Genomic DNA, 19,010 nt, shown 5'->3' with positions numbered 1-19,010 from the left:
CACGAACCGGTCAGTACACGTACCAGCTGAACCCCGCCTTCCCGCTCCGGCCGCCGCTGTCGGTGGCCGTCACCGTCACGTCGAAGACCTTCGACGCCTGCGACGCGGTGCCGCTGACCACCCCGGTGCGGCTGTCGACCGAGAGCCCCGGCGGCAGACCCGTCGCCGACCAGGTGTACGTCCCGCTCCCGCCGCTCGCGCGCAGATGCAGACCGACCGCGGTCCCGTGCTGGGTGAACTGGAAGCCGGGGTCCTGCACCGTGACCGCCGCCGGGGTTCCGCCCCGGACCGTCAGCGTGAACGCGGCGTCATGGCCGGCCGTCGCGTTCCTGCCGCCGACCGTCAGCTCGTACGTCCCCGCGGGCGTCGACGCGCTCGTGGCGACCGTCAGCGTGGACGAGCCGCCCGCGCTCACCGACGACGGATCGAAGCTCGCGGTCGCGCCCGAGGGCAGACCGCTCACCGACAGCGCGATGTCCCCCGAGGGCGGTGTGCCGCCCGGCAGATGGGCCTTGATCTCGTCGGCGTACGTCGTCACACGTGTGTACACGCCGTACGTGTCGCAGTTGGTGGACATCCAGGAGAAGAACCCGGCGATCTGGTTGCCTTCGAGGAACGGGCTTCCGCTGTCGCCGACGCACACACCCGCGTGGCCGTCCGCGTAGCCGGTGCACAGCATCGACCCGTCGCCCTTCCAGTTCGACGACAGTACCGGCTGCCGCGCGCACGCCGAATCCGCGGCCACCGGCAGGTCGACGGTGCGGAGCACGTCGGAGTACGTACCGGCGCCGGTCCTGCCCCAGCCGATGCCCTTGCCCATCGTGCCGGGGGCGTCGACCGAGGTGTTCGTCGCGATCGTCGGGTAGACCGTGCCGGACGGCACCGGGACGTCCTGCGCCAGGGTGAAGACGGCGACGTCGTGGCCGGTCTGCCAGCCCTGGTAGTCCGGGTCGGTCCACACGCTCTTGATGTCGGCGCGGAATCCGGTGTCGTTCAGGTGGGTCGCCCCGTACACGAACCACTTGTCGCCGGAGTTCTCCAGCCAGCAGTGCGCCGCGCCGACGACGGTGTGCGGACCGGTGAGCGCCATGCTGCACGACTGCTGCCCGGGGAAGGAACTGCCGTTCCTGCGCATCGAGATCATGAACGGGTACGCGTCGACCGTGGTCGGGCTGCCGCCCACGACCGCCGGGCCGACGCGGCGGGTTGCCGTGGTGCCGTCGGTCGTTCCGGCCGCCGGGTGACGGACCGCCCGCGGCGCGGCCGCAGTGCTCACGGTCGCGCTCGCCGACTGCCCGGCGGTCACCGTCGCCGCACCCGGACTCACGCCGAGGGAGAAATCGCCCTGCCCGGAGCCGTTGACGGTCAGCGACACCGGGGTGCCGTGGGTCGTGTCGGCGCTCCTGCCGGTCACGGTGACGTCGCTCCGTCCGGGCGACGCCGAGGACGCCGCGGTCAGGGTCAGCGTGGACGAGCCGCCCGCCGTCACCGACGCCGGGTCGAAGCTCGCGCTCACCCCCGCGGGCAGCCCGGACGCCGACAGCGCCACGGACCGCGCGCTGCCCTTGACGACCTCGGTGCTGATCGTGGTGGTCACCGACGTGCCCGGGTCGACGCTCACCGACTGCGGACCGGCGCTGATCGAGAAGTCGTCGGCCGCGGGCGGGGCCGCGCCGTCGATCAGCGGGTCGGCGAGGTTGTCGCCCTGCATCGAGCCCCAGCCGGTGCACAGGTCGTAGCCGGTGCCCGCCTGGTACGTGCCGTTGTCGCCCGTGGTGACGTCGTGGAACGCCGAGCCGTACCGGGACGACTGCGCGACGGCGTAGACCGTCGGGTTCATCGCGCCGAGGTTGCCCTTGCCCGCGGCCCCGGCCTTCTGGTTGACCATGGCGATGTAACCGGCCCACAGCGGCGCCGAGGCGCTGGTCCCGCCGACGTCCTGCCAGCCGCCGTTCAGATAGACCGACACGGCACCGGCGCCGTAGTCCGCGTCGAGCGCCACATCGGGCACCGACCGGTACCTATTGGTCCCGGGCTGCCAGTCGGGTCTGGCGAAGATCTGCGAATAGCCGCCGCCGGAGCGGGTGTTGCCGGAGCCGCCCTGGTTCCAGCAGGATTCCGACCGGTACGTCCCGGCGCTGTCGCTGGTCCGCAGCTGCGTTCCGCCGACCCCGGTGAACAGCGGGTCGCTCGGCGGATAGTCGGCCTGCACCGTGGAGTTGTCGCCCTGGTAGCCGCAGCCGGTCGCCCCCCAGTCACCGGAGGCCGACAGCAGGGTGACCCCCTGCGCGACCATCTGGGTGTACGAGTCGTGCGACGCCTGGATGGGCGCCGACTCGCACTTCTCGCCGTTGAGCCAGGAGCCGGACAGCACGGTGATCTGGTCGTCGCTCGCGATCTTCGCCATCTCGTCGACCCAGGCGTTGTCCGAGTTGGGCGCCTCGTACACGATCTGGGCGGCGTTCGGCGCCGTCGCGGCCACCGACTCCACGTCCAGGGTGACTTCGAGCTGGTCGCTCCCCGGGCTGCGGACACCGCCGTTCACCGGGACGACCCGCGCGTCCACCGACGGCTGGCCGAAGTACTTCGTCCACGCGTCGATGTCGGACTGCTTGAACGCGTCGAACTCGATCAGTCCGACGGTCTGCCCCGAGCCGTTGTACGACGCGGACAGGTTCTTCATGCCGTAGGCGGTACGGAACTGGGCCGGTGTGTATCCGCCTGCGGGCCCGGCCGGACCGGCGGGACCGCGCGCGGGCGTGGCGCCCGGTGCCCGGCCGCTGTGCCCGGCCGGTCCGCCGCCCGCCCGGTGCGCCACCGGCCGGTCGGTCAGACCGGTCACCGCCCGCACGGTGGACGCGAGCGCGGACGGCACGGAAGGCGCCTTGTCGCTCGCGTAGAAATGTCTGCCCGCGGCGTCGGCGTAATCGCCGATCGACGTGCCGAACGCGGCCTGCACCTGCTCGGCGGTGCCGGTCGCGTCGATGACCTGCCGGTTGCCCGAAACCCTCGTGACACGCAGCCCGTTGGACTTCAGGAAGGCGCTCGCCCCGGCGACGTCGGACGCCCGGGGCGCGTACCGCTCGTTGTACTGCGCGCTGGTGAGGTAGTGGCGGTAGTGCGGTGACGCCGGATCGCTGACCGACGCGACGAACGCGTCGAGCCCGGCCTCGTCGTGCGGTCTGAGCGACAGCGCGACGTCGAGCGTGCGGCCGCCCGCCGTCGCACCGAGCCGGTGCGCGCCCGCCGGGGCCGCCCCGACGGCTCCCAGCGACGTTCTGGGATGTGGGTCGGCCGCCGCGGGTACGGCCGCGGCCAGCGCGGCCACGGTGGCCAGACAGGCCGCCGCCGCGGCCGTCCGCGCCGCTATCGGCAATCGTGACACGATGCCTCCAAGATGGGGGAGGGGAAACACCGCGCCAAGCTAGTGACCCGCGGGCCGCACAGGACCTCCCTCGTGGACGTTCCACGACGTTCACAGAATGCGCCGGTACGCAGGGTGAACGCGCAGGTGGGAGCGGGTGCGGTGGGCCGGTTGTCAACAGCGTTGAACGGGCCGTCAGTTCACTCCGCCCGACTCGGCGGGACCGGCGGCGCGAGGACCGCTCGGTCTGAGCTGTGGGGGACCAGGGGGACCAGGGGAAGCGGATATCGCTGTGAGCGGTCGGGCGGATCCGAGGCGGTGGGTGTTCATCGCTTCCTCGGGTGATGCGCACCGGAACGGAAGCAGACCGACTCGGCCGGGAGATGCTCGGCGCACGGAAATACGGCACAAGAACTATTCGGGATTCTTTCCGCCGCGCGAGGGCGTCGGCGGAAATTGCCGCGGCAGTGGCGATCGCATTTAACCGCCCTGTCGGCGGCTGTTCATTTACGGGTCACGGAAAACCCTTGGGGGTGGATAGCATGCGCAGGTTCCTGGAATGAAATCCCCTGGGGGGCTCGTACATGTCCACACTTTCCGTCATCGTCCCGTGCCACAACGTCGAGGCGTATGTCGCGGAAACGATGCGCAGTCTGGCCGCCAACGCGGACCCGGAGTTCGAGTTCCTGCTGATCGACGACTGCTCGACCGACCGCACCGGACAGATCATCGAGGACATGATCGGCAAGGTGCCGAACGCGCGCGTCATCCACCACGAGACCAACCAGGGAGTGGCGCAGGCCCGCAACACCGGACTCGACGAGGCGACCGGCGACCATGTGACGTTCCTGGACGGGGACGACTGGTACGCCCCCGGACATCTGCGCGCCCTGGTGGACGGCATGTCCCGGCTCGGATGCGACTTCGCCCGCACCGACCATGTGCTGGCCACCGGCCGGAAGCGGCAGATCCGGTACGCCCCGGCCCGGCTGCGGGACGTCGTGATGGACCCGCGCGACGGCATCGCGCCCGCGCACCTGTCCACGATGGTGGACTACCCCTTCGTCCCGTTCGGCATCTACAGCTCCCGGCTGTTCGCCGACGGCGAGGGGCGGTTCGAGACGCGGCTGCGCACCGCCGAGGACCGCCTGTGGGTATGGCGCCTGCATCTGCGCGCCCGCAGCTACGCGGCGCTCGACCTGCACGGAGCCTTCTACCGGCGGGGCGTCGGAACGTCGCTCACCCAGATCTCCGACACCCGCCAGCTGGACTTCATCCCCGCCTACGACACCGTCCTGCGCGAGCTGGCCGACGATCCCGAGGGGGACCGCTTCATACCGAAGGCGGTCCGCACCTACTGCGCGATGATCGCCTTCCACATGAACAAGTCCGACCAGTACGAGAGCCAGGTGGCCAGACAGCTCAAGGCCGAGTCGACGGCCGCGCTGCACCGGATGCCCCGGCAGGTCCTCGACGAGACCCTGGCGACCATGGACCCCGCCCGCGGCACGCTGCTGCGCCGACTGCGCGACACAGGGGAGTCCCGTCCGGACCGTGCCGCCGCCGTGGTGGTCCCGCCCCCGGTCCTGCGCGCGCCGCGCACCGCGGCCACCCCCGCCGACACGGGCGTCCCCGCCCCGGCCGGCCGCACCGACGGCACGACGCCGGTGCAGATCTTCCAGGCGTCCACGCTGTACGGCGCCGCCACGCTGGCCGCGGCCCTGGACGCCGGCCGGTTCGGACCCGCCGACCGGGCCCGGCGCGTGCTGCTGCTCACCAACAACGCGGCCGTCCCCGAAGTGGCGCCGCACATGAGCGACATGACGGGCTTTCAGGAGATCGCCGCCCGCTTCGACCAGGTGGAGGACTGGAACGAGGCCATCGCCCCGCACCACCCGGGCGGCTGGCAGCCGCGCCCGGACGACGTGCCGCTGTGGGAGCGGGTGCTGCGCACCCGGTGGCGGCTCGGCACCGGACCGGTGACGCTCGTGGTGGAGTCGATCCAGGTCAGCCCGGCCAGAAGCCTCGCCGCCGTGTTCGCGGGCGCCCCGGTGCACGTGTACGCCGACGGCCTGATGAGCTACGGCCCGACCCGCGACGAGCCGCCGCACTCCATCGCGGTACGGGTCCAGCGGCTGCTGCACCTGGACCTGGTGCCGGGCCTGCGCCCGCTGCTGCTCTCGGAGTTCGGTGTCGAGGCCGAACTCGTCCCGGACGACGCCTTCCGCGCGGTGCTGTCCGAGCTGTCCCGGGCCGCGTCCGGCGACGCCGAGGTCGCGCGGGCCGCCGAGGCCGCGCCGACCGCGCTGCTGCTCGGCCAGTACCTGGCCGCCCTGGACATCCTCACCGCCGAGGAGGAAGAGGACCTGCATGTGCGGATGCTGCGCGCCGCCGCCGAGGCCGGTCACCGGTCGGTCGCCTTCAAGCCGCACCCCACCGCGCCGGTCCGCTACGGCGAGGCCCTGCGGCGCGAGGCCGACAGGGCCGGAGTGCGCCTGACGGAACTCGGCGGGACACTGCTCGCCGAGGTCTTCTACGACCACCTCCCGCTGGAACTGGTGGTCGGCTGCTTCTCCACCGCGCTGCTCACCGCCGCGGTCTACCACGGCATCCCCACCGCCCGCGTCGGTACCGGGACGGTACTGCGGCGGCTCGCACCCTACGAGAACAGCAACCGCGTGCCGCTGGTGATCGTCGACCGCGTCGTCCCCGGTCTCGAAGCCGGTGCCGCTCCCCGGCCGCCCGAGGACCCGGCCACCCTCCAGCCGCTGCTGGAAGCGGTCGGGTACGGCATGCAGCCCGCCCGGTACCCCTGGCTGCGGCCGCGCGCCGTGCGCGTGCTGTCGCAGGCCGCGGAAGACGCGGGCGCGGTCCAGGAGGCGCCGTGCGCCGCGTACTTCGACACCGAGCGGCTGACCGAACTGGAACTGCCCGGCGGCCGCAAACGGCGCGCCCCGCTGCGGCAGGTACTCCCGCGCGGCCTGCGCGAGGCGGCGTCCCGGTCCTGACCACCCGTCCCGGCGGCGCCTGCCGTCCGTCCCCGGCAGGCGCCCGGACACCCCGAGGCTCCGCGACGGACGCTCCGCCTTCCGTGCACACGGACGTTCCGCCTTCCGTACGCGAGGGCCCGTACCAGATTCCCGAGGAGAGGAACCGTGTCCGTCACCGTCAGACCCTCGTCCGGCCGTCCGGCACCCGACGACGACCGCGAAACCGGATCCGGCGGGCGCGCCGGTCTCCCCGCCCGGCTCCGGGCACTGGCCGACCGGTCGCGCGACAGCGTCCCGCTGCGCGCGGCCCTCGGCGCCGGTGTCCTGTCGTGCGTGGTGTTCTGCCTGGGGAATCTGCTCGCGGGCAGCTATCCGCTGGGCCCGCACAGCCGCAACGTCGTCGACATGGGCACCCAGTACGTGCCCTTCCACGCCTACTGGCGCACGGTGCTGCTCGGCGGCGCCGACGGCGACCTGTTCATGAACTGGGGCTCCGGTTACGGCTCGAACTTCCTCGGTGACGTCGGCACCTATCTGAGCAGCCCCTTCGACCTGATGGTGGTGCTGTTCCCGGCCGACCGCGTCGAGCTGGCCCTCTACTTCATCACCACGGCGAAGATCACCGCGGCCGGGGCGGCGATGGCGGTGCTCCTGCTGCGACTGCGCCGCGGCCCGTGGCCGGTGGCGGCGCTGCTGGGGTCGGCGTACGCGCTGTGCGGCTGGACGCTCGACAACGGCGCCTACGTACCGATGTGGCTGGACGGACTGCTCGCGTTCCCGCTGCTGTGCCTGGTCGGCGAGTGGGCGCGCGGCGCGCGGCGCCCCGTGCTGGGGCCGCTCGTCGTGGGGCTGGCCTGGGTGTCGAACTTCTACACCGCCTACATGGCCACCATCGGCGCCGCCGTCTTCCTGCTGGTCCGGCTGCTCACCGACGACAAGGACCGCCGTCGGCCGTCCGCCGTGCTGCACGCCGCCCGGAGCGTGCTGATCGGCGTCGGGCTCGCCGCCCCGCTGGTCCTGGTGATCTACTCGGCCACCAAGACCGCCCACCCCACTCCGCCGGTGACCTTCTCCCCGGCCGCCTGGCCGGACGTCTTCGCCCGGCTGCTGCCCGCCACCAGCAGCACGGAGTCACCCGCGCTGTACATCGGCACCCCGGCACTCGCGCTGGCGCTGGCCATGCCGTTCCACCGTGGTCTGGCGGCCCGGACACGGTTCGGCTGGCCGGCCGCGATCTGCCTCGTCGCGCTCTCGCTGCACTGGCGGCCCACCCACCTGCTCTGGCACGCGGGCGCCGAGCCCAACGGCGTCCCCGACCGCCAGGCGTTCGTGCTCTGCGGCCTGCTGCTGATCGCGGCCTGGCTGTCCACCGCGGACGGCCTGCCCCGGCCGGCCGCGCTCGCCGCGGGCCTGGCGGTCCTGGCCGCCCTCGCCCTGGCGGCACGGGGCACCTACGCCGTCGACCGGTGGTCGTACCCGGTGTTCGCCGTCGCCCTGCTCCTGGCCGTCCTCGCCGCGGGCGCCGCGCTCGTCGCACCCCGGCTGCGGGGAGGCGGCGCGGGAGCCCGGGTCCTGCCGGTGCTGGCCGTCGCCCTCCTGGTGACCGCCCAGGCGGGCGAGACGGCCGTGGCCGGGATGCGGGTCGCGCAACTGGAACTGCGGCACAGATCCTGGTCGCCACGGCTGGGCGGGCAGGAGCGGGCCGTGGCGGACGCCGTCGCCGACGCCGACGACTGGCCGCACTCGCGCACCGACCCCGGCGAGGACCCCGGACGCAACGACCCGATGGTCGTCGGCGGCCAGAGCGGCGGCTACTACAGCAGCCTGACCGCGCAGATCACCGAGGACACGCTGACCTCGCTGGGCTACGGCTACTTCGCCAAGGGCCGGCGCCTGGTCAGCCTGGACAACCCCGTGACCGACGCCCTGTTCTCCGTCGGTACGCGCATCCGCCTGGCCGGGGATCCGGCGGGAGGGCCCGGCCAGGTGCCGCGGGCCACCACCACCGCCGTACCGCCGCTGGTCACCGTCCGCCCCCGGTTGCGCCTGCCGGACGGCACCGCACGCTTCGGCGCCTCCGTCTTCGCCAACCAGGAGATGCTGCTCGGCGCCCGTGTCTACGATCCACCGGCCCCGACCACGAGGACCCGCACCGCAAAGGGCTCGGTCACGCTCACCACCACCTGCACGCCCGGCAGCCGGGCCTACCTCTCGGCGCTGACGTTCAACGGCACCGCGACCCTGGACGGCGGCCGGCCGGTGGCGTTCGCCGGAAAGCTGCCCGCCGTGCGGCCCCCGCTGCGGAGCATCGGGGTCGTACCGGCCTCCGGAAAGGTCCGGGTCGAACTGCGTCACACCGGATGGCTGGACCTGCCGGAGCAGCCGATCGGCTGTCTCGTCCCCGCCCGGCTGGAGCGGGCCGTGAAGCAGTTGAGCGCCACCGGTGCCACCCGTGTCCAGGTGGGCGGGCACTCCGTCACCGCCCGGATACCGGCCGGCAGCACCGGCACGGCGGTCCTCGCGATTCCGCGGATCAAGGGCTGGAGGTGCTCGGCCGGTGACGGCCCCGAGCGCCCCGCCGCCGCCTATCTCGGCCTGATCGCGGTGCCCCTGGACGGCACGGCCGGTTCCGTGCGCTGCGACTTCCGGCCGCCCGGCCTGCGCAAGGGCGCAGCGGTCGGAGCGGCCGCCCTGGCCGGACTCGTGGCGACCGCGCTCTGGTACCGGCGCACCCGCCGCAGGCAGGAGAGGCCCGCCCCGCCACCGGCGGTGTGACGCCGCCACCGGGTAGTTCGTCAGCGGGACCGTGTCAGCGGGACGTTGTCAGTGGGGCGTTGTCAGTGGGGTGTGCCAGAGTCTGCGCATGCTTGAGATCGTGGTGAAGACGGAGAACCAGGAGCGGCACCTCCGTGTGTCCGCCGGGGAACTGGCCGCGCTGGTGCGGCGCGTCGGCGGTGACGGCGACCGGTTCCTGGTCGTCCAGCGGATACCCGACCTGCCCGACGTCTTCGTCCAGGTCTGGCACGAGGCCGGTGGCGACTACACGCTGGAACACCGCGACGGCGCCGCCGACCGGCACTTCCAGGCCCTGACCGGCCGTCCCGAAGCCGTGTCGGCGGCGCTGACCGGCTGGGCCCGCCGACAGACCGGCTGGGACGCGGGACTGGAGTGGCGCCTGCTCGACATGGGACCCGCGCGGGACGTCCCGCCGCTCGCCCTCGGCGCGGACGAGCGCGCCGAACTGGAGCAGCGGGTCCGCGAGGTGCTGGTCGGCGGCTACGCCTCCCGCGAGGAACTGGCCGAGGTCGCCGAGGAGTACCTGGTCACCGAGGACCGACGGCCCCTCTCGCGCGAGCAGGCGCGGGAGCTGGCCGACCGGCTGTGGCGGGAACGCGTCGAGGAGCAGGCCCGCTGGCAGGGCGAGACCGACCCCGAGCGGCTCACCCGCGCCTTCACCGCGCTGGAGGCCGCCGGGATCACCGCCCGGGAGAACTTCACCTGCTGCCGCTCCTGCGGCAACGCGGAGATCGGCGCCGAGGCGGCGCCCGGCGCGCGCGGCTTCGTCTACTTCCACACCCAGTGCACCGACTCCGCCGCCGTCGGCCGCGGGCTGATGCTTCTGTACGGCGGCTTCGACGGCTCGGAGGAGACCACCGCGGCGGTCGGACACGAAGTGGTGGCCGCGCTCGACGCCGTCGGACTGACCACCGCCTGGGACGGCGATCCGGGCCGGGCCGTCCAGCTCACCGCGCTCGACTGGCGCCGACGCCTGGTGGGCTGACGGGCGCCGGTCGCCCGGCGCCGGGCGGCGTCGCAGTCACCGTGACCGTCAGCCCGAGTGCCCGGCGTCGTGCGGCAGCGGCGGCGGCGCTCCGCGCAGCCGCGCCGGATCGGTCCGGACCAGGGCGGCCGCCGTGTCCAGCCGTCGGCCGTGGCCGTACGCCTCGGTGAAACGCTCGTCGCCGAGTGCGGCCCGGCCGCGCTCGCTCAGCGCGCGGACCTGCGGGTCGGTGCGGTCATGGGCGCCGCGCAGCCGGGCGGCCGCGCCGAGCAGGACGGCGGCCTCGCGGTGGTTCCCGTGCAGCGCGGCGAGGCCGGCCACGGCCACCGCGACCGACGCCGCCATCGGCATGTCGCCGCTGCCGACCGCGGCGGTGTGCGCCCGCACCAACGCGTCCCGTGCGCCCGCCGCGTCACCGAGTTCGAGACAGAGCGCGCCCCGCACCGTCCCGGCCAGCGCCTGCCCCTGGTCGCCGTCGAACAGGACATGCGTGGACAGTCCGGCCTCGACCGACTCGACCAGCTCGCGCGCCCGGACCAGCTCGCCGGTCCGCGTCCGCAGCGCGGCTTCCCGCGCGTCGAGCAGGATCACCGTCTCGGGCGTCGACGAGCGCAGCGCGCGCTCCCGGGCCGCGGCGATCGTCTCGGCGGCTCGCGCGCTCTCACCGAGCCGCACCCGCAGATCGGCCAGGCGCAGATCGACGAAGATCTCGTCGCTGAGGCCGAGCGAACCGAACTCGCGGGCCAGCCGCTTGGCCTCGGTCACATCGGCCAGCGCGCCGTCGAGATCGCCGTCGTACTGCCGCACCAGCGCGCGCAACGGCAGTGCCCTGGCCAGGCCCCAGCGGTCGCCCGCCCGGGTGAAGCACTCCAGCGCGACGCGCAGATCACCCCGGGCCCGGTCCAGCCGGCCGTCGTTCTCGGCGAACTGGGCCCGGACCAGGCACGCCATACCGGCCGCCCACACATCGGGCCCCTCGACGAGCCGCTGGAGGACGCCCGGCGGTACCTCGGTGCCGGTGAGGGAGGCCAGCCAGACCGCGGTCAGCACCCCGCTCGGGCCCGGCAGCCGGGGATGGTCCAGCAACCGGCGGTTGAGTGCCCGCAGTCCGTCGCGCCGCTCCTCGAACCAGTCGTCGGCCGACGCGCCCCGGGTGGCGGAGATGTTGAGCGCGAGCAGCCCCTCGGCGATGTCGCGGGTCAGGCTCGGCCGTCCGGCGGGCAGCGCGACCGCCTCGCCGAGCCAGTGGGCGGCGTCACGGTGGCGGCCGAGCAGCTGCCAGTACCAGATCAGGTCCACCGCGAGGGCGAGCGCGCCGGTGTCGGCGCTGTCGCAGAGGTGGCGCAGGGCGGCGAGCACGTTGTCGTACTCGGCGTGCAGCGCGTGCAGCGCGGGGAGCTGGCCGGGACCGCGCAGCAGCGGGTCGTGGTGGGCGACCAGCGCGGCGAAGTGGCGGGCGGCCCGGTCCCGTACGCCGGGCAGCGCGCCCTGCTCGGCCAGGCGCTCCAGGCCGTACTCGCGGATGGTCTCCAGCATCCGGTGGCGGCCGGTGTCGGGTGCGAGGTGCAGCAGCGACCGGTCGACCAGGTCCGCGAGCAGTTCCGGGACGTCGGCGGCGGGCACCGCGGTGCCCTCGCAGAGCGCGGTGGCCGAGGCCGCCGTGACGCCGCCGGGCAGGACGGAGATCCGCTCCGCGACCGTGCGGGCGTCCGGGTCGAGCAGGTCCCAGCTCCAGGCGATGACCGCGCGCAGGGTGCGGTGCCGGGGGAGCGCGGTCCGGCTGCCGGTGGTGAGCAGGCGGAACCGGTCCGACAGCCCGGCGGCCAGGCCGGTCAGCGGGAGTGTGCGCAGGCGGGCCGCGGCCAGTTCGAGGGCGAGCGGCATGCCGTCCAGGCCGCGCACGACGCGCAGCACCTCGGCGAGGTTGTGCTCGTCGACACCGAATCCGGGCCGTACGGCCGCCGCCCGCTCGGTGAACAGGCGCACCGACGCCGTACGGCGGGCCCGGTCGAGCGCCGCGTCCGGCTCCGGCAGGGCGAGCGGGCCGAGCGGGACCAGCGCCTCGCCGTCGACCGCCAGCGGTTCCCGGCTCGTGGCCAGCACCCGCAGTGCGGCGCAGCGGGCCAGCAGGGCCGTGATCAGACGGGCCACGGCGTCGACCAGGTGCTCGCAGTTGTCCACCACGAGCAGGACCTCGTGTCCGCCCAACTGGTCGGCCAGTACGTCCACTTCGTCGGCCGGTGTGCCGCGCAGCCCGGCCGGGGCGTCGAAGAGCGCCGAGCCGCGCAGCCCGATCGAGGCCAGCAGCGCCGCGCCGGTCTTGGCGGGCTCGGTGACGGAGGCGAGGTCGATCAGCCGGACGCCGTCGCGGTACTCGTGCCGGTGGCGGCGGGCCGCCTCGACGGCCAGGCGCGTCTTGCCGGCCCCGCCGGGACCGAGCACCGTCACCAGGCGTCCGGCGGTGAGCAGCGCGTCGATCCGGGCGAGGTCGTCGTCCCGGCCGAGGAAACTGGTCAGCGGCGCGGGCAGGTTGTCCCGCCGGACCCGCGTGGCACCGGGGGCGGGCCGCTCGGCGCGCAGCAGACTCAGATGGCGTGCGCTCAGGGCGGCGCCGGGGTCGGTGCCGAGGGTGTCGGCCAACTGCTCGCGGACCCGCTCGTACAGGGCGAGGGCCTCGGCCCGGCGGCCCTGGGCGGCGAGCGCGTCCATGAGCAGCGCGGCGGCGTGCTCGTGGAGGGGGTGTTCGGCCAGCAGCGGGGCCAGCCGGGCGGCGGCCATGTCGGCGCTGCCGAGGGCCAGTTCGGCGTCGGCGAGGTCGGTGACGGCCTCGGCCGAGGCATGGGCCAGCCGGGCCGCGACGGGGGGTGCCACCGCCGAGACGGCCGGGGGTTCGGTGCCGGGGTGGTCGCCCCACAGCGCCACGGCCTCGCCGAGCACCGCCGCCGCGGACCGCGGATCGGCGGCGCGCAGCCGGTCGCGGCCCTCGGCGGCGAGCCGCTCGAACCGCAGCGCGTCCACGTCGGCCGGGTCCACGGCGAGCCGGTAGCCGCCCGCGTGCGGGGTGACGGCGTCGGCCGAACCGAGGGTCCGGCGCAGCCGCGAGACGAGGGCCTGGAGCGCGTGGGCCGGGTCCGTGGGCGGTTCCTCGGCCCAGATCGCCTCGATGAGGCCGCGCTGTCCGACCGGGTGCCCACCGGCGAGGGCCAGCCGTACGGCCAGGGCCCGCAACCGGGCGCCCGGTACCGGCAGGACGGTGTCGTCACGGGACACCTGGCAGGCGCCGAGCAGTGTGACCCGAAGCCGTGCACCCCCGTCCATTCCCCGATCCTCGCACACGGCTGACCGGGTCCGCTCACGGCGCGGGGGCGCTGCCTGCCCACGTGTCAGCGGCGTGTGCGCCCCGTGTGAGCGGCCCGCGCCAGTCTTGCCGGGACGCGGGGAGGCCGCGGAGGGACCGTGGCCCAGGCGTGCGGAAGCCGTGCGGGAAACGGCTTCGGGGAGGTGGTTGTCGTGCATGACGTGGTGATCGTGGGCGGTGGTCCGGTCGGGCTGTTCCTGGCCGGCGAACTCGGTCTCGCGGGCTGCTCGGTCCTGGTCCTGGAGCGGGAGCCGGCGCCCGGCTCGCCGTGGCGGGCCGAACCGCTCGGCATGCGGGGTCTGTCCGCCGGATCGGTCGAGGCGTTCTACCGCCGGGGGATGCTGCCCGCGCTCCGTGCGGCATCGGGCCCGAAGGACGGCCCGGGACCCGGCACGGACAGGAACGCGGGCACGCACATGAACGCGGACACGAACGCGGACACAGACACAGGCACGGACACGGACGCGGACGCGGACGAACCGTCCCCTCCGCGCGCGGTGGGCCATTTCGCGGGCATCGTGCTCGATCCGGCCCGGGTCGACCTCGCCGCCCTGCCGTACCGGCTGCCCGGCCCGGCCGGGGACGGCGTCATGACCTGTCTCGAAGCGGTCGAGGCGCTGCTGTCCGAGCGGGCGTCCCTGCTCGGTGCGGAGATCCGGCGCGGCGTCACCGTGGACGGCGTCGAACAGGACGACGAGCGCGTGGTCGCGCGAGCCGGCGGACAGGCGTACCCGGCGCGCTGGCTCGTCGGCTGCGACGGCGGACGCAGCACGGTGCGCGGACTCGCGGGCTTCGAATTCACCGGCTCAGCACCGCAGTTCACCGGCTACGTCATGCTCGCGGACATCGCCGAACCCGATCTGCTGAGCCCCGGGTTCCAGCAGACGCCGACCGGCATGTACCTCCGGATGCCCGCCGAGGGGCACATCGGCATGATGGACTTCGACGGCGGCGCCTTCGACCGCTCGCGGCAGCCGGCCCCCGGCCATCTCCAGTCCGTGCTGCGCCGCGTGTCCGGCACCGATGTGACGCTGAACGGCGTCTCGCTCGTCTCGACGTACACCGACCGGGCGATGCAGACGACGACCCACCGGCTCGGGCGCGTCCTGCTCGCCGGCGACGCGGCGCACATCCACTCACCCCTCGGCGGCCAGGGACTCAACCTCGGCATCGGCGACGCCATGAACCTCGGGTGGAAACTCGCGGCGACCGTGCACGGACACGCGCCCGACGGGCTCCTCGACACCTACACCCGCGAACGGCACCCCGTGGCCGCCGACGTGCTCGACCGCTCGCGCGCCCAGGTCGCGGCGATGCGGCCGGACGAGCACGGCCGCGCGCTGCGCGGGATGCTGGCCGACCTGCTCGCGACCCGCGACGGGACGACCCACATGTTCGGGAAGCTGTCCGGGACGTCGATCCGCTACGACCTCGGCGGCGACCACCCGCTGACCGGCCGCAGCGCCCCCGACCTCCGCCTCGACGACGGCACCCGCCTCGGCGAGCTGCTGCGGGACGGCCGAGGTGTCCTGCTCGACCTCAGCCCCGACCGCCGCCTGCGCGGCACGGCCACCGGCCGGCCGAGCCGACTGCGCTACGCGGCGGGCACGGCGAAGAACGACCTCGGCCTGGGCGCCTTGCTCGTCCGCCCGGACGGCTTCGTCGCCTGCGCGGGCGGCCGCGACGCCGACCTGCGACCGTTCGAGCAGGCCGCCGAGCGGTGGTTCGGCCGCTAGGAGAAGCGGCGGCCGCCCTGCGACGGCACCCCGCGAAGACCTGCCTCTCCCCCTCACCCGCATCTCGACCCGCATCTCGATCCGCATCTCAAGGAGCACACATGACGATCACCCTGCGCCCGGGAACCACCGTGATGTTCACCGGCGACTCCATCACCGACAGCGGACGGTCGGCGAGCGAGGACGGCCTCGGGTCCGGCTACCCCCTGCACATCGCGGGGCAGTGGGGCCTGCGGCACCCGGACCGGCCCGTGACCTGGCTGAACTCCGGGATCGGCGGCCACAAGGTGAGTGACCTGGAGGCCCGTTGGCAGACCGACGTGCTCGACGCCCGTCCCGACGTGGTGTCGGTCCTCGTCGGCATCAACGACGTCGGCTGGCACACCCTCGACCCGGAGGGCCACGTGATCCCCGTCGAGGACTTCGCGGCCGGCTACGACCGCCTGCTCGCGCCGCTGGCCGAGCGCGGCACCGGACTGATCCTCGTCGAACCCTTCCTCCTGCCCTACAGCGACAGCCTGGACATCGACGCCGAACACCACATCGGCCCGGACGAGTGGAAGCAGTGGCGCGCCGACCTGGACCCCAAGATCCAGGCCGTCCGCGACCTCGCCCACCGCCACGGCGCCCGACTGCTCGCCGCCGACGGCATGTTCGCCCAGCTCGCCGCGGTGACCGGCCCGGCGCACTGGGCCGCCGACGGCATCCACCCGACCCCGGCGGGCCACGCCGCCCTCACGGAGGCGTGGCTGCGGCTGGTCGCCTGACCTTCCGGACTCTTTCGAAAGACATGTTTCGAGCGTAGAGTCTCGAAACATGTCTTTCGAAACGGGCGCCACTCCCCGCGAACCCCGCGACCTCACCGAGCCGAAGGCCATGCGCGCCCTCGCCCATCCCACGCGCCTGGCCCTGCTCGAAGCGCTCGGCCGCCGCGAGCCGCTGACCGCGACCGAGGCCGCCCGGATGGTGGGCGAGTCCCCGACCAACTGCGCCTTCCATCTGCGTACGCTGGCGAAGTACGGCTTCGTCGAGGAAGCGGGAGGCGGCGCGGGGCGCAGCCGCCCCTGGCGGCGCACCCACATCGGCTTCCGCTTCGAGGACGCGGCCGACGCCGGCGACGCCGAGACCACGACCGCCGCCGCCGCGCTCGGCGCGGTGCTCTGGGAGTCGTGGCTGGAGCGGATCCGCAGGATCGGTGCGATGCGGGCCGGGTTCTCCGGGGACTGGAGCAGGATCACCAGCTCCGCCGACGCGGTCTTCCACCTCACCCCGGAGGAAGCCGAGTCCTTCCTGGAAGAGATGACCGCGCTTCTCCACCGCTACCGCGAGCGGCTCGACGATCCCTCGCTGCGCCCCGAAGGCGCCGTCCCGATGGAGCTGATCCAGTTCACGTTCCCCGCCGACGCCCTGCGCCCGCTGGAGGACTGACCGTGCGCGCCCTGCTCGTCCGCCGTGACATCCTGCTGCTCATGCTGGCCCGGCTGATCGACATGGCGGGGAGCAACGCCTTGTGGATCGCTCTCGGCGTCCGTGTCAAGGAACTCACCGGCAGCGACTCGGCCGCCGGTCTCACCTTCTTCGCCTTCGTCCTCGGCACCTTGGGCGCACCTCTGTGCGGTGCTCTGGTGGACCGGTCGCGCCGCGCGCCGCTGCTGATCGCCCTGAACCTGTTCTCGATGGCGCTGGTGCTGCCGTTGCTGCTGGTGCACGATCGCCACGGCATCTGGATCTGCTACGCCGTCATGGTCCTGTACGGACTGGCCAGCGGCACCTCCGGCTCGGCCATGACCGCGCTCACCCAGGCGCTGATCCCGCCCGAGCGCCTGGGTGATGCCAACGGCCTTCTCCAGACGCTGCTCCAGGGAGTACGCCTGATCGCGCCGCTCCTGGGGGCGGGTGTGCTGTCCGCGTCCGGTCTGGCGCCGCTGGTGGTGGGCGACGCCGTGACCTTCGCTCTCGTGGCCCTGCTGGTGGCCCTGATCCGCCTCCGGGAGAACGGGCCGCGACCCTCCGGGCCCGAGGCGGAAGGGCAGGGAGCCGGGGCCCGTCTCGCCGCCGGATTCCGGCACATCGTGGGGACTGCCGCCCTGCGCCGGTTCACCGTCGCCACGATGATCGCGGTCGTCGCCTTCGGGTTCTCGCAGTCGGTGCTCTTCGCGGTGGTCGACTCCGGGCTGGGCCGCCCGCCTGCCTTCGTCGGGGTGCTGGGGGCGACACAGGCCGCGGGTGCCGTGGTGGCCGGGGCGGGTGCCGCGATGCTCATGCGGCGCGCGGGGGAGACCCGGACGGTGGTGTTCGGTCTCGTCCTCTCCGCCGCCGGGTTCCTCCTGACCGCCGTCCCGGCTCTGCCCGCGGTCGTGCCCGGCACGGTGCTCATGGGGACGGGCCTGCCCTGGATCATCGCGGGCGGCACCACCCTCCTCCAACGGCGCACGCCCGCCCACCTGATGGGGCGGACCGACGCCGCGCTGGGCGTACTGATCGGTCTGCCGCAGACCGTGGCGATCGCCGTCGGAGCCGCTCTGGTCGCGCTCGTCGACTACCGCGTCATGCTCGTCCTGATGGCGGTGCTCACATCGGCCGCGGCGCTCTACCTGGCCACCCGTACCGCTCGCCGGGCGACCGGAGGACCACATCCCGACCCCGTCACGACGAGTCCCTGACGGGACCTCACCAAGCGTGCGCGCATGACCTCGCCGGTCGTCCGGGCGGCCCAGGTCCGCGCGCCCGCGAGCGCCGTGCCGCCGCCCCCCGGGAGCGCCGGGCCCGGTGGCCCGGCTCCGGCGGTCGGATCATGAGCTGCGGCAGCCTTCTTGGGTGAGCAGCCAGGCGCGGGCCGCGTCCAGGACGTCGTCACGGTCGCGGGCCACCGGACGGGGATCCTTGACGACCTCCTCGTCCGGCGGGATCGGCCCGTCGTACACGCGGCCGGCCCGGTCCGCCTCCCGGGCTCCGGTGAGGAGGAGCAGCGCGCCGTCGGGAAGGGGATACGACGCGTTCCCCGTCGGGAGGCCCTGGGTCGGTTCGCCGAAGAAGCGGGTGTGCGGGCGCCCGTGGAAGGCCACCACGACCGCCTCGCCCGCGCTGCGTGTCGCCCCTCCGGTCAGTACCGCGACCGGCGGCATGGTCTGGGCGAGGGGCTTCGCGGCGCCCCAGCCGGCCGAGGTGCCGTCCTGGTACGGGGAGCCGTTCTCGACCGACCACACGGACTTCTTCCCGTCGGCGTCCACGAAGGCGCCCACCGTGCCGTCGCCCAGGACCGGTCCGGCGACCGCGAGGACCGGCCACATCCCGCCGCCCGTCGCCCCTCTCAGATCCACCACCCAGCCGCAGACTCCCGCCCGGTCCGTCCTCGCCACGGCGTCGCGGCCCTGCCGCACATATGTGTCGTACGTCTTCTGGGCGCCGTCCACGCCGGGCAGGGCGAGATAGCCGACGCCGTGCCCGAGCGAACGGCCCCGGGGTATCTCGACGGGCGTCGCGGAGGGATCCAGTTGGTCCTTGGCCTGCGCCGGATCCCAGAACTGGCTGTGCCGGTCGCCCAGACGGCTCAACGCCACCTCGATCGCCTCGTAGGTGTCCGCCGGTCCGCGCGCGCCGTGTGCCTGTGCGAACGCGCTGCGGCGCAGGGCGGCCCAGTCGACCTGGTGACGGCGGAGCGAGTGCTCCTCCATGATGTCCAGCGCCTTCGACAGATACGTCCGCGCCGCGGGCGCCATGTCGCCTTCGGCCGAGTCACGCGCACCGCCGCCGGTGCACGCCGTCGCCGCCATGACGACCG

Annotated in this window: 10 protein-coding genes and 1 pseudogene; 8 read left to right on the top strand and 3 right to left on the bottom strand. The window is 74.0% G+C overall.

Annotation, left to right across the window (positions count from 1 at the left end):
• Positions 1-10: 10 nt before the first annotated feature.
• On the bottom strand, positions 11-3,385 hold the full coding sequence (locus ACWDYF_RS29015) for a trypsin-like serine protease (protein ID WP_389471606.1): 3,375 nt from the start codon (positions 3,383-3,385) through the stop codon (positions 11-13).
• Positions 3,386-3,948: 563 nt separating this feature from the next.
• On the opposite strand from ACWDYF_RS29015, the pseudogene ACWDYF_RS29010 reads away from it, so the two are divergent.
• The 4 genes and pseudogenes from ACWDYF_RS29010 to ACWDYF_RS28995 form a co-directional block, all read left to right on the top strand.
• Positions 3,949-4,281 (top strand): annotated as a pseudogene (locus ACWDYF_RS29010) (glycosyltransferase family 2 protein); the annotation flags it as partial.
• 669 nt (positions 4,282-4,950) lie between these two features.
• A complete protein-coding gene (locus ACWDYF_RS29005) occupies positions 4,951-6,372 on the top strand; it encodes a polysialyltransferase family glycosyltransferase (RefSeq protein ID WP_451584312.1) in 1,422 nt (473 codons plus the stop codon).
• A gap of 147 nt (positions 6,373-6,519) precedes the next feature.
• The gene (locus ACWDYF_RS29000) at positions 6,520-9,129 is read left to right on the top strand and encodes a YfhO family protein (RefSeq protein WP_389471603.1); all 2,610 of its coding nucleotides are present in this window, start codon (positions 6,520-6,522) and stop codon (positions 9,127-9,129) included.
• Between the two features lie 88 nt (positions 9,130-9,217).
• The gene (locus tag ACWDYF_RS28995) at positions 9,218-10,135 is read left to right on the top strand and encodes a DUF6891 domain-containing protein (RefSeq protein ID WP_389471599.1); all 918 of its coding nucleotides are present in this window, start codon (positions 9,218-9,220) and stop codon (positions 10,133-10,135) included.
• Between the two features lie 48 nt (positions 10,136-10,183).
• On the opposite strand, the gene ACWDYF_RS28990 is transcribed toward ACWDYF_RS28995, so the two are convergent.
• On the bottom strand, positions 10,184-13,453 hold the full coding sequence (locus ACWDYF_RS28990; RefSeq protein ID WP_389471597.1) for a BTAD domain-containing putative transcriptional regulator: 3,270 nt from the start codon (positions 13,451-13,453) through the stop codon (positions 10,184-10,186).
• Positions 13,454-13,645: 192 nt separating this feature from the next.
• Between ACWDYF_RS28990 and ACWDYF_RS28985 the strand changes: the two genes are divergently transcribed.
• The 4 genes from ACWDYF_RS28985 (at position 13,646) to ACWDYF_RS28970 (ending at position 17,892) form a co-directional block, all read left to right on the top strand.
• The gene (locus ACWDYF_RS28985) at positions 13,646-15,229 is read left to right on the top strand and encodes an FAD-dependent oxidoreductase (protein ID WP_389471595.1); all 1,584 of its coding nucleotides are present in this window, start codon (positions 13,646-13,648) and stop codon (positions 15,227-15,229) included.
• A gap of 101 nt (positions 15,230-15,330) precedes the next feature.
• Entirely contained in the window at positions 15,331-15,996 is a 666-nt protein-coding gene (locus ACWDYF_RS28980) for an SGNH/GDSL hydrolase family protein (RefSeq protein WP_389471592.1), read from the top strand.
• A gap of 49 nt (positions 15,997-16,045) precedes the next feature.
• The gene (locus tag ACWDYF_RS28975; RefSeq protein ID WP_389471589.1) at positions 16,046-16,657 is read left to right on the top strand and encodes a winged helix-turn-helix domain-containing protein; all 612 of its coding nucleotides are present in this window, start codon (positions 16,046-16,048) and stop codon (positions 16,655-16,657) included.
• 2 nt (positions 16,658-16,659) lie between these two features.
• Positions 16,660-17,892: an MFS transporter gene (locus tag ACWDYF_RS28970; RefSeq protein ID WP_389471586.1), complete on the top strand. Its 1,233-nt coding sequence runs from the start codon at positions 16,660-16,662 to the stop codon at positions 17,890-17,892.
• Between the two features lie 129 nt (positions 17,893-18,021).
• On the opposite strand, the gene ACWDYF_RS28965 is transcribed toward ACWDYF_RS28970, so the two are convergent.
• Positions 18,022-19,002 (bottom strand): S41 family peptidase, encoded by a 981-nt coding sequence (locus ACWDYF_RS28965; protein WP_389471737.1) that lies wholly within the window; start codon positions 19,000-19,002, stop codon positions 18,022-18,024.
• Positions 19,003-19,010: the final 8 nt, after the last annotated feature.

Source organism: Streptomyces sp. NPDC003284, assembly GCF_053589675.1.
The sequence above is the reverse complement of the archived record's forward strand: the minus strand, read 5'-3'. Positions and strand labels throughout refer to the sequence as shown.